This is a genomic window from Nonomuraea aridisoli (genome assembly GCF_003236395.1).
In the GTDB taxonomy this organism is placed as follows: domain Bacteria; phylum Actinomycetota; class Actinomycetes; order Streptosporangiales; family Streptosporangiaceae; genus Nonomuraea; species Nonomuraea aridisoli.
Window position 1 is genome coordinate 23,452 of the sequence record NZ_POUD01000072.1, and the last position, 12,267, is coordinate 35,718.

The 12,267-nt window shown below is 63.5% G+C and carries 7 protein-coding genes and 1 pseudogene; 4 read left to right on the top strand and 4 right to left on the bottom strand.

The window, feature by feature from the left end:
* Window positions 1-165: 165 nt before the first annotated feature.
* Together C1J01_RS49175 and C1J01_RS19045 are read left to right on the top strand one after the other, a co-directional pair.
* Window positions 166-366 (top strand): hypothetical protein, encoded by a 201-nt coding sequence (locus C1J01_RS49175; RefSeq protein ID WP_146615654.1) that lies wholly within the window; start codon window positions 166-168, stop codon window positions 364-366.
* Window positions 367-687: 321 nt separating this feature from the next.
* Window positions 688-1,830, top strand: a complete 1,143-nt coding sequence (locus C1J01_RS19045; RefSeq protein ID WP_181448843.1) for a pentapeptide repeat-containing protein — start codon at window positions 688-690, stop codon at window positions 1,828-1,830.
* A 1,020-nt stretch (window positions 1,831-2,850) separates the two neighbouring features.
* Here C1J01_RS19045 and C1J01_RS19050 read toward each other — a convergent pair.
* The 3 genes from C1J01_RS19050 to C1J01_RS53120 all read right to left on the bottom strand — a co-directional run bounded on the left by C1J01_RS19050 (window position 2,851) and on the right by C1J01_RS53120 (window position 4,243).
* Window positions 2,851-3,132, bottom strand: a complete 282-nt coding sequence (locus tag C1J01_RS19050; RefSeq protein WP_146615655.1) for a hypothetical protein — start codon at window positions 3,130-3,132, stop codon at window positions 2,851-2,853.
* Between the two features lie 792 nt (window positions 3,133-3,924).
* Window positions 3,925-4,083 (bottom strand): hypothetical protein, encoded by a 159-nt coding sequence (locus tag C1J01_RS49925; protein ID WP_181448844.1) that lies wholly within the window; start codon window positions 4,081-4,083, stop codon window positions 3,925-3,927.
* Window positions 4,084-4,111: 28 nt separating this feature from the next.
* On the bottom strand, window positions 4,112-4,243 hold the full coding sequence (locus tag C1J01_RS53120) for a hypothetical protein (protein ID WP_268958723.1): 132 nt from the start codon (window positions 4,241-4,243) through the stop codon (window positions 4,112-4,114).
* Window positions 4,244-4,789: 546 nt separating this feature from the next.
* On the opposite strand from C1J01_RS53120, the pseudogene C1J01_RS19055 reads away from it, so the two are divergent.
* Window positions 4,790-5,226, top strand: a pseudogene (locus C1J01_RS19055) (transposase); the annotation flags it as partial.
* Between the two features lie 482 nt (window positions 5,227-5,708).
* On the opposite strand, the gene C1J01_RS19060 reads toward C1J01_RS19055, so the two are convergent.
* Window positions 5,709-11,225, bottom strand: coding sequence for a LamG-like jellyroll fold domain-containing protein (locus tag C1J01_RS19060; protein ID WP_111180327.1), 5,517 nt, complete (start codon window positions 11,223-11,225; stop codon window positions 5,709-5,711).
* Window positions 11,226-11,708: 483 nt separating this feature from the next.
* Here C1J01_RS19060 and C1J01_RS19065 point away from each other — a divergent pair, with 483 nt between their 5' ends.
* Entirely contained in the window at window positions 11,709-12,068 is a 360-nt protein-coding gene (locus C1J01_RS19065; protein ID WP_111180328.1) for a hypothetical protein, read from the top strand.
* Window positions 12,069-12,267 lie beyond the last annotated feature (199 nt).

A 12,267-nucleotide genomic window follows, 5' to 3' on the forward strand; every position in this document is an offset into this window, starting at 1 on the left:
TCACCGCGACGTACAGGGTCGGGACGCAGACCCTTGCCCCACTTGTAATAGTGATGTGATCCGGCGCCGCCGTTGACGCACAGGCACCGCAGACCCCGAAGAACCATCGACGCATGTGATCCACATCTCGCTAGCCGAATAGCCAGCGAATGAGAGAATGGATCTATGCCGACCCGCGCCGAAGCACTCACTGCCGCTGGACGGATCCTCGCCCAAGCGCGGGCCCGCCGAGACGCCCTCTCCCCCGAAGACGCAGCCCGCGCCGCGTACACGCCCGGCGGACCGTCCACCGACGAACTGGCTGCGCTGATCCGCGAGCAGCGCGCTGTGGCCGCTGCTGAGTTTTCAGTTGTTTCGGTGGCATGATCAACAACATTCCTTACGCCTTTACGCTGTAGATCAGGATCGCGATCTCTTCTCCCTGTGCCCGGATCCGTGCCGGGTCGTCGGCCTGCGGTAACGGTTGAGGAACCGTGGCACCGCCCGCGCTCAGGAACAGATGCAATTAGGGACATGAGAGCCAGGCAGCCGCGACCACCAGCCCAGCAGGTCATTGCGGCGGCGACCGCAGCCAGGGCACGTCGCATAGCCAAAGTCGCAGACGAGACTCCTCTGCCTGCCCCGCCCCGCTCGGGGCAGGCGGCGTGGCGGTGGATACGCCGACTACTGTGGCTCATCCCCCTGCTGGTGGTGATCGCCGGGGCCGCCGCTGTAGCGGCGACCGACCAGACAATCCCGAACTGGGGACGCTGGACCCTGGCCGGTACCGCCCTGGCCAGCGCCTCCGTCCTCGGCATCGCCGTCCTCATCGGGCCGGTCGCGCGCCGCCTGGCAGGCGATCGCCGCCCACTCACCCAGGCCGAGCGCCAGCAGATGACCGCCACCGAACGCCTGGAGGCCGTCAACGCCGCCCGCCACACCCTGATCCAGGCCGCCACGGGGCTGGTCGTCATCGGCGGCGTCGTCTTCACCGCGCAGGGCTTGTGGTACACCGCGCAGTCCCTCGACGCCTCCCAGCAGGCCCAGCGGACCGCCGAGCAGGGGCAGATCACCGACCGGTACACCAAGGCTGTGGAACAACTCGGCTCCACCAAGATGGATGTTCGTCTGGGTGGCATGTACGCCCTGGAACGGCTCGCGAAAGACTCCCCGCGCGACCATCAGACCGTTTACGACGTGCTGGCCGCGTTCGTTCGCGAGCACGACCCCAAGCCCAGCACCCGCAGCGAGGATCTGCCCAGGATGCCCGCCACTGACATGCAAGCCGCGATGACCATCATCGGCCGTCGAGACACCACCCAAGATGTGCGTGCGCCCAGCCTGTTCCTGATCCGCATTCCTGGTACAGACCTGTCCGGTGCGAACCTGTCCGGGGCGGAACTGTCCGCATCGGAACTGTCTGGCACGAACCTGGCCCGCGCGAACCTGATCGACACGCACCTGAACGGCACGGACCTCTCCTTCGCGTTCCTGCATGGCGCGCGCCTGACTCGCGCGCACCTGAACGGCGCGGTCCTGACCAACGCGCACCTGACTAACGTGGACCTGACCGGCGCGGACCTGAGTAACGCGGTCCTGACCGGCGCGGACCTGACCGGCACTGACCTAACCGGCGCGAACCTAACCGGCACTGACCTAACCGGCGCGAACCTAACCGGCGCGAACCTAACCGACGTGGAACTGAGAAGCGCAAACCTGAACGGCGCGGACCTGAGAAGCGCGAACCTGACCGGCGCGGACTTGACCGGCGCGGACCTGAGAACCGTACGGGGAGTCACCGAGAACAAAATCCGGAAAGTGGCCCATGTTGATACGACCACGAAATTCTGATCGCAACTGGGCCGTGACCTGCGGCGAAGCCGCTCGTTTGGGCCGAGTGACACGATTCTTACCGCTGGGCCTACTGGCGGGTGTCGTGCTCAGGGAGGACCTGCGACTCGGAGGGGACGGCTGGCCGAACCCGTCGAGCCACGCTGAGGGCCGGTAGACGGCCCAGTGCGGGGTGCAGTGCTGGTGCGGCGTGGAGGTCCATTCGGAGCCGTGCGGCCTAATGTTCAGTGCGTGCGGCACATCCGAGATGCGCCAGCCCTCGTCCAGGAACCGTTGGGCGGCGGAGAGTGCCCACGCGGGATGTCGGTCATCGTGACCACCTCTCGCTGTAGCTGATAGGGCCGCCAAGCCGGTTCTGGTTGGCCTGCTCGTACGCCTCGCGGCGGGCGCGTTGCTCGGTGAGCAGCGCGGCGTGCTCGGCCGCGCGCTGCTGGACCGGCCAGGGGGTGACGAACTGCCCGCCTGGGGTGATCCACCCGACAGGCGGTGCCGGATCCAGCTCGGGAGCCAGCGCGGGGGCTGGGTGTGGATGTGGGGGGTGCCGTCGGGCCGGTGATCGAGGGCGTACCGGATGTCGCTGATGGTCGCGCCAAGCTCGAACGCGGGCCGCAGCACGCTGCGCAGGTGCCGGGCCGACAGGCGACGGAAGAGCGGCAGGTCGCGGATCAGCCGTTCACACGCTGCGAGCCGATCCTTCCTGGTGAACGGCGTGACGGTCGCTGGCCAGTCGCTGGCGGGTGTCGGGGGCGCGGTGCGTCGTCTCGCGCGCGCGTTACGGGGAGTCTCCTCACCTACAGCAAGGGGGGAGGGTTTGGGGGTGCAAGATCCATCCACAGGCGCGCTGCCTGCGGAAACAGCAGACACCAGCTCCAGGTGCGGGCGGGTCGGCATGGTCTCGCACGGCCACGGAACCTCCTCCGCGCTCGCGGGCGTGACCGTCGCGGGCTCCGCGAGGTCGGCCTCGTCGGCCTCGAGGATCGCGGTCGGGATGATCAGCAGGTACTGGGCGGCCTCGTTGCCTCACCCGTCGTCGTCCAGCCCGTGCCGGGTGCCCTTCCTGTAGCGAACGGTGGTGCCGGGCACCGCGCGGGCCAGCAGCCCGGCCTTGATGAACCACGCGTACAGGTTCGCGACGGTCCGCTCCGACAGCCCGAGGTCGGCGGCCAGGTGCTGCCAGGTAGCACCCTTCTTCGGCGCGGTCAGCATCGCCCACGTCGAGCGGCGCATCAACTGCCAGGCGAACCGCAGAGCGTTCCGCATCCAGTCGGCGCGGCGGCCGGCGGCCTCGACGAGATACTGCACCGCCTCGGACCACAAGCCGTGCTCGGGCGCGAGGATATGCCCGTCCGGGATCAGCGGACGAGGCTCGCCACCGGCCGGACGATCGGGGGCCGGGGGCGATGGGGACGCGACTGTCCCGCACGCGACGGGTTCCGGGCATGCTGGGGCAGCCGCTTGGGCGCGTGCTATGGGCAGCTCCAAGCGTCACGGGTTTTGGCGCGCAGAAGCCCCCGGCAACGGCTCGGGGCCGCTGCGCGAAACACTTCAGACGCGGTTTGTTGTGGAGGAAGCCGGACCGGCGACGCAGCCGCTCAGCTCACCTGGTTGGCCGCCTGGAGCTGAACGATCTGGTCGCGGGTATCGCAGCTTCGAGAGGGCCCCGTACGCGGGGCCTCTCCCCTCCGCCGCTCCCCTGCCATCCGGCACGGCTGCGACCGCGATCACGTCGACGTCGAGCGGGGCACGCTGCTGGGGTTCCGCGCCGGTTCACGATCACGGCGATGACGCCATTGCGAGGGGCGGAAACACGCGGACGGGCGCCGCATTTGCGTTCTGCGCTGCTGTCGTCACACGTCCTTCCCCGATCACAAGACCCCCTAAGGACTGGCCAAAGGGTCCGTTTACGGATGGACCCTAGCGCGCCCGTCAACTGATAACCACTCCGCAGGACACAAATATTGACAGCACACACACAACTGCACAGGACGGCCCGAACACGTCGCGACGTACCCGACACCCACCACGCCCGCGAAACCCGCTCCAGCGCCCGCACACGCCCGCACAGACCCCGTCCCACGATCACCGGCCAGCACCTTAGAGACCCGCGTGCTTGCGCAGCTCGGCCGCTTCACGCGACCCGGCCAGCACATGACTGGTCGCCACCAGCAGCGCCGCGCGCAGCTCCAACTGGCCGCGCACCTCCCGCGCCACCGCGGCCGCCGCCGCCACCCGCTCCAACTCCTGGCCCTTCAACGCGGCAAGCGCCTGCTCCAGTTGCTTGTCATGCCACCACAGCAGCGCCGCGGCCCTCCAGCACGACTAGCTCCGCCAGCACGGCCACCACCACCAGCGGCACCACGACCGCCACATCGGCCGGCGCCCCGGCCACACCAGCAGCTGCGACCAGTGCCACAGCACTACTGCTATGGCCCTTGTACCTCCGCCCCGAAAGCGCCAGCTGGTGTGTCCGACCAGGGCCGCTGCCATACAGGAGAGGTTTCTGTTACCTGACGGTCACTCCCCCAACGCTCCAGCCGTAACTACCTTCTGCAATCGGAAAAGACTTTCCGTAGCCAAGCTGGAGGCGGCCATGTCTCTTCCTGCACATCACGTCCCATCGGCGCTGGTCATCGGTGCGGTCATAGCCTCCGGTTCGCCCGCTGCAACCGACAACGGTCATGCTGCATGACGCAGTCACCGCCGTGCCCACAGTGGGCGAATCCCGGGACGGTTACGCCTGCACATCGTTTCGGCGCTGGAGAGACAGCGCCTGCGACGGCTGCGCCGCCCGACAAGAGGTCCTCATCAAGGAGGCCATCAACCCCAGGTTGGCTCCAGATGCGAGATCGCCAGCGACGCATGGCACTCTTACTACGACGACGTCACCGTAACGGATGCCTCAACGCTCGACATCGACCACATGGTGCCGCTAGTTGAAGCCTGGGATTCAGGCGCTTATGCCGCCGGACGAAGCAGTCTGCGCCGGGTGAGCTGGCGGCAGGGCACCAATAAGAGCAAGGGCAACCCGCCAAAATGCGCTCACGCTTCATCGTGCTGCGGGTGCGGCCCGCCCACCGCGACATCGCCCGAGACAGTGAGGGGCATCTGCCCGAATGCCGGCTCCTGGCCGATTGGCCACCCGGCGAGCCGGAGCCCTCCGGCTACTTGCTGTCTACCCCTCCAGCAGGCATCCAGCTGCGGGATCTAGTCCGCCTGGCGAAGATCCGCTGGCGGATCGAGCACGACTACCGCGAACTGAAGACCGGCCTGGGCCTGACCTACTGCGAAGGACGCTCCTTCACCGGCTGGCATCGCCATGTCACCCTGTCTTCGGCCGCCCATCTGTTCCTCACCGAACCCCGGCTGTCGAGCCCTAAAGCGGCTGGGGCGGCCTGACCTTCTACAAGGTCCTGCTCATGCTCTAGGCCCTGTTAGCCACCTGAACAGGCTGATGCCCCACCTGCCATTCACGACGACCATGACGAACTAACAAAATACTACTAGGCGCGTGCGCGCTTACTTTCTACCTGCGTCGTCTCCGGTGGTTCAGCCGCCGTTCTCTGTAGATGACAGTGCTGGCCGCCAGGGCTGCCCCCACCGCCACGCTAATCGCTGGCACAAAAGTGTCGAGTGGCCGTATTAGGATCATCCACCCAAGCCCAGCAAGTATTAGTAATACTCCCACCGCTATCGATATGCGCATCCGCGTCCGCACCGATGATCGAAGAAATACAGATTTTGCCAGAACGATAACGATCACCATTATCGCCGCGAGTAGGAGAATAGACGTCATTACACCCCTATATGTCGGTGGAAGAAAGCCATCGCCGCATGAGGCTCTGACGATCCTAGCTCCTCATGCGGCGATGGCTGCTCCGTCAATTATCCTTCACGCCCCACGGGTCCGTCCATTTAGTTTCCGCAGCCGCATCCACGGGCTTATCGGGAAAGTCCGGATCCTTATAGGACAGCTGCATTGTCGCAGCTACAGTGTGACGGAACCACGTCATAACGCAGGCGCCACATTCACCATAGGCAAGAGTAGGAGTAGGAATCTCCAGCGCTCTCTTGCCGCGCCCCCCATCGATCTTAAATTCGCCACAGTTGGAGCTTTGGGTGAAGTGGACGTCTACGGGGAGCGGAGAATGCGTAATTGAGACGCCCAAGCCGATCTGCTTGAAACACGCTTTACTGCTCAGGGTGATCTTAAGGTTGTCGAGGACTTTTTTGTTATCCCTCTCGAACGCCGTGGTGTAATACAGCTTGGTCCAAGCACGAAGCTTGCTCAGATTCCAACGGGTGAGCGGCGTCGGGTCTATGGCACTCTTGCCGGGTTTCCACGCGGACTCGCCGACCACTGCGAGTTGGAGGCCCTTGACCTTGTAGTTACGGTTCGAAACGTACAGGCAGACGTATGTGCATGGGGCAGGCCCTGATCCGCAGCCGGAAGCGACTATGGCTGCCGCTCCCGCGCGTGCGGTACAACCGCCCGCATCATCGAGGTCCATATGGTCGGTCGAATCCTCGTAGGCGGGGTTGGGAGCCTGGATCTCCGTCATATTTCCGCAGCGGTCGAATACGTGGATAGAAATTGTAGATTCGATGGGCTCCACCTGGCCCGAAGCTTGCGCGATCTTTGCGGGATGCGTCGATGTGGGGGTGAGGGTCCAAGTTCGGGTCACCTTGGCTATCACGCGAATGGTCTCGTCAGGGCCTTGTTGGACAACTGCGTCGTCGATCACCGTCGAGGAGTTAGAGCGGACATCGCCGCCACGGGTTATGGCCTCCCTCGTCTGGACGAGCGGAGAATTAAGCAAGGAAAGCTTGGCAGTGCTGGGTGCGCTTGCGCTAACGCCAGGAGCGTCCCAAACGGTTGTGGCGGAACCGTCCAGAACAGCGTCTTGGGATTGATAGTAGTTTTTAACGCGCTTAATGTACTCTTCGCCGGCCTCGCCGGTTGCCTGAGCATCCCTTGCCTCTGCAGGAGGGGTGTCAAGGAACGGGATACATGGCTGCTGCTGTCCCGAAGTCGGTTGGGGGGGAGGCGGAACAGCCTCGGGTGTAACGGAAGCCGTCTCCCAGCCGCTGGCGCCAAAGGCTGTCTTGGCTCTCACCTTCACCGAGTAGGTCTCCCCGTTGGCGAGTCCTGTGATAACTGCATACGGGTCCTGGACCGCTATGCTTTTTATGGTGCTGCCACTGCTATCGGCGATCTCGACATCGTAGTTATCCAGCATAGCCAGACTACCGTTGCTTACCGGTAGCCCCCAACTGGCGGTCGCGGCGCCATCTCCTGGTACCGTAATTAAATTCAAAACATTGCTGGGAGGGCCGGCTGGCACATACGTTACCGCCAAGGATGGCTGCTCCGCGTCTGCGGGGTCGGCGAAAGTGACTGTCTCCTCCGTATTAGAGGTAAGCATGAGCCATTGGAACGTGCTGTCGCCGATATCGGCTTGCGGACCACTCAAGGGAAATGAATAGGGAGAAGTGCTGGTGTCCGCTCCCGTGGCCAGTTCCGAACCTTGGCTGTCGTTAGTAACCGCGTCTTTTAATGGCGTCGCCGTGATTACGCTGTCCGCAGGGCAGGTGCCCGACAGACATCGTGGAGTCCCGAGTTTGAGAAGCGATGTCTTGATCAGAGCACCGTCAGGAAGTTCGTCCAGTTTGAACCCAATGACGGTGGCCGACTTTTCAGTGCCAGCGCCGCCGATGTGCATGGTGACCGAGTCTGTCACGATGCAAGGCGCCCCGTCGCAGGCAGTGGGGTCGGTCTTGGCCGTTTTAATGACGAAGCTGTCCTTGCCCAGCGTCAGGTGCCGGACGTCCTCAGTAGGAGGCGGCGGCGGTGTGCCGGGCGTGGTGAAGGAGAGCGGGGCGGTCTTCGCGGTGCAGACCTCTGCACCATTAATGACTTCTTGTGTGCTGCCGGATCCGTCGGAGCTGGAGGCTGTCTGAGCGGGATTTGAGTAAAGGTTGCTGATCTCCTCAGCGGTAAGAGCTTTCTGGTAGAGCCGTACTTCGTCGATGGCGCCCTTGAGGAAATTGGTCAGCGTTCCATTCGCCTTAGTGCGGCCGATCTGGACCTTGCTGGTGGCGTTCCAGCTGCTGTTGAAAGTGGTCTCAGCGTTGAGAACGCCGTTCACGTAGAGCCGCATCTTGCCGGCGGTGGAGTCATAGACGCCGACCAGATGGGTCCACTCGTTGGCGATCGCGTTTTGGGTGGACAGGGCGCGGAGAGGTGTGGCGTTGGTGGTGTCGGTCTGGTAGGTCACCATGCGCCATTTCTTGTCGCCCGGAGAGTAGGCGAGTTTGAAAGCGCTGTTGACCGCTCCGTCTTGGCTGACGATGGCGTGGTCGGCGGTGATGTTGTCGATGCGCGCCCACGCCGAGACGGTGTAGCTGGAGTTGGTGTTGATCACCGGTCCGTTGGTGACTCCGTAGCTCGAGGTGCTCCCGCTGAGCTGCAGGCCGGACTGGCTCTTGCCTGTTCCCCATGTGGCCCCGGTGAGGGTTGCGGAGTGGTTGTTGCCGGAGGAGTCGGCCGCGGTCGTTCCCGTCGCCTCGTCGAACGACCAGCGCGCCTTCAGCTCAGGACTGGGGGTGGGTGTCGGGGTAGGCGTCGGGTCAGGGTCGGGGTCTGGTGCTGTGCTGACCTCGCCGACACAAGCCGACATTTGCCAGGTGTAGGCGGTGCCCGGCTGAACAGTGTTGGCCGGCACCTGGAAGGAGGCCCGCTCTCCGCCGTTGACGGTACGAACTCCCAGCGGGGCCGAGCCGACCGGTGTCCCGTTGTTGTCGTACAGGTAGTACTTGGCGCTCACCGAGCCGCCGGAGGGCCGGTTGACCATGCCGCTCAAGATCGGCTGCGCCGGGTCGGCCATACCGGTCTCGGTGTCGGTGGGCAGCATTGGCGCGTCAGAGGTGATGCGGTAGGCCGGGCTCTCGTTGCAGGAAGGCGGGGTAACCCCACTGCGGCACGCCTTGACCACGAACTTCAGGCTCGCTGGGTTGTGCAACGGGAAGGTCTGCTCGATCACCTGACCGGACGGCTTGGAGTTGTAGCTGGTCGCGGACACCTCACCATAAAGGTCCTTGACCTCCTTGGCCGATAAGGCCCGCTGATAGACCCGCATGTCGTCCACTGAGCCCTGCAAGAACTGGCTGCCGAAATCGCCCTTCCTGCTACCAATCCGGAAGGGACCACTGGCGACAGAGCCCGAAGGCTGATAGTCAGCCTCGGCCGACAGCGCGCCATCGACGTACAGCCGGATTTTGCCCGCACTGGCGTCATACATGGCGACCAGGTGCGACCACGCGTCGGTGCGAACGGGCTGTGTAGTGTCGATCCAGACGCCGTAGCCTGTGGCACCGCCGGTTCCGGATACCTGCAGCCGCCACTTCTGTAACGTGTTGAGATAGTAGATGCTCAGCCCATAGGGATCGCCGTCCTGGCTCGCGACATACTGAATGGCGTCGCTGTTCTTGAGCTTGACCCAAGTGCTGATGGAAAAGCTTGAGTTCTGGTTGAGCACCGGCCTGCTGGTGACGGCGTAGCTGTCAGGGAAACAGCAGCCATTGCTACCGGTCATGTCATTGAGTTCGATGGCGGATCCGAGCTTGCCGGTGACGTTCTTGCGCCTACTGCCCGAGTAGGTAGCGGTGTAGCCGTTGCCACTGGCGTCAGCCGCGGTGGACGCCCCAGTTGCCTCATCGAACTTCCAGTGCGCCACATGGCCGGTGGGCGCCATCGGCGGGGGAACCATCGTGGACTCGTTCACCGTGACCGTGTAGTTCAGGTCGGTTCCTTCGGCCACGCTCGACTTGAAGCCCACCTTCACGTTCTGAGCTCGGGCGATCGCGTCCGTACCATCAAGCGAGTCGATGGATTCGGCCGTCACGGTGGGGATCTCCGGCGGCAGCATGTAGCTGACCGTCAGCTTGGGCGGGTAGCCGCCGGGCGTGTAGGAGGAGTCGAAGCTGACCCAGCCAGGTGTGAAGCCCGATTCGGCCTGGGTCTCGTTCTCGCCACGGATCTGCAGACCGTAGTCGGTGGCGCCGGTCGCCCAGGCGTTCGCGATGTCCTTGATCTGCCAGACCATCGCACGCGGGAACTGGTTGTAGGCAGGGCACACCTGCAACTGGGAACCGGCTTCGGCGACGTTTGGCTTGTTCGCCCAGTCATAGACAGGAATCGGCCCGCTTCCTGTCTTCCAGTCAGAGATGAGACGTGAGACCTTCAAGGTTCCGATGTGGGAGCAGCCGTTGTTCAGACGTCGGGCGTACAACTCTAGTTGAGCTGAGGCGACCGAGCGCCCAGCGAGCGCAGTGGTGTCGAAGTCCAGGTACGTTCGCATGTGGCTGACCCGCTGTGTCGCGGGGCAGCTACTAAGGCTGCTGCCGGCCCAGAGTTCGTCGCCGCTCATGGTAGAGCTGTTGCCGCAGTAGTAGTAGAGGTATAAGTTGGACTGCAGCGTCAGCGTGGTGGTCGGGTCCACGACAACGGGATACTGCGTGGCCGGATCCGCTAGCCACTCGGGATCAGGCGTCAGCACCAGCGTGCTCTTGCCCTTGCCGGTTTCCTCAACTCGCGTGCTGATCTCGGCAGCAGACTGTGCTTGCGCCGCCGGGTCCGCGCTGTTGGCTGGGGGTGAGGAGGCGGACGCCTCGGTCATAACTGGTGCGTGAGCCTGGGCGACCACCGTGCCAGAGTTGTCGGACAGCCTCAGCATGCCGTTCTTCGCCTTGCTGAAGGTGAGCTTGTCCGTCTCGACCGGAATGCGAATCTCTACGGGCTTGGACGGACGCTCCCGCAGGACGACATCATGCCGGAAGCCATCGGGCAACGCCGTGACCACGAGATCCGCGCCGGGCCCGGCCGCATCAACGTAGGTAGCAACATTGCCGCGAATGTCAGGCCGAGGCAGATCCTTCAGCCACGATAAGGCGAAGCGCTGCCCCTTGTCACGCTCCAGAGAAGCGAACGGACCATCGCCGCCCAGGGAGAACTGGACGTCCGCCTTCGCCAACTTCGGCTTGAGGACACCGTCTTTCTCCACCAGCGTCGTGTCGATCCACGCCCATGACCCGTCGGCTTGCTTCAGCTGGGTCGGCCCAGCATAAGACTGCAGAGTCAGATGTCCATCCGGATAGGCCCATGTTCGCGAGGCTTCGGTATACGCTGCCTCGACCGCGACCGGCTTACCCTGCTTCTTTGCTTCTTCAATTGCTGTGCGCAAGGGCGCATCGGGGTCTTCGGGTCGAGGGAAGGTTGTGAGGAGAGGGCTGGACGACCCGGTGGCCGGTTCCGGATCGGCCTGAGCCGTCCCAGAAACACCAGCCACGAGCAGCGACGTTGCCGTTATAAGCGCTGTCGCGGCTGCGAGTTGCCTCATCGGCGGCCGCCCAGCTCTCCTTAAGCTGCCTAACTTTTTCACTTGCACCTTCGATTCGACGTACGTTTGCAATGACTGACAATCTTTACCTCGCGCCAAGATTCATTGACAATGTGAGATAGATCACCAAGAACTAAACACGAAAAGCTGTAACGCACGGCGGGATGCGGACGACTGATTGGCTGAAAACGCTCCCGAAAGTGGTAATTGACGTTCCCCAAATTGAAGACCGGCCGCAGTTACACTGCGTCGTCATATATTCACACAAAGTGCAGCCGTGGCTGCATAGCAATCTGGATTGGACGGGTGACAGATTGTCACCCTCGAAATTTCGTTCATGCCAGTCAGGCGTTAGGGGAATCCAGGGCAGGTCGCCGACGAAGGGGGGATACCGGGAGCTTCAAGCCCTTACGGACGCGGGCTGTGTTTCCACACTCCATTCTCCCATAGCGGTGTGCTGCTTAAGCGCTATAGTCGATCACTGTGGCGCGCACGAACATCTTCCGGAACGCTGACGACAGCGAGACCCTCGACGGCTGGTTCGACCCCGACCACGCGGAGCGCTACGAGGAAGCCACACGCCTGATCGGCATCGACTGCGTCGGCGTTCTCACCGGCAACCCTGCTGAGCATCAAACGCTCTACCGCACCCCCGGGGGCAGATGGGTGCTCCACCGTTGGTCGCAGTGGGAAGGCGACGCTGACCTCTATGAATTCCTTAGTACTGGCGAAGCGCGTATATGGCTGATCACTTGCCGACACGACGACGCCGTCGCGAAGTACTTCGGCGAACTGTCCGAGGAGGCTGGACCCGGTGTCGGCGACATCAAGATGGTGCCATGATGGTTGTGTTCCATCGGGGCGTTCGGCGATCATGGTGGTCCGTTTCGGGTAGTGATTGGACGGCCTCCGGGCGCTAGTGAGCCGGTATTGAGTTCCGGTGTCACCACATGAGGTGAGTTCCGTTTCACACCGAGGTGTAACCGTGACAGCGCATGAGTGTCGCGGTCAGTTGAAAGCATGGCTGACACCAGGCTGGAAC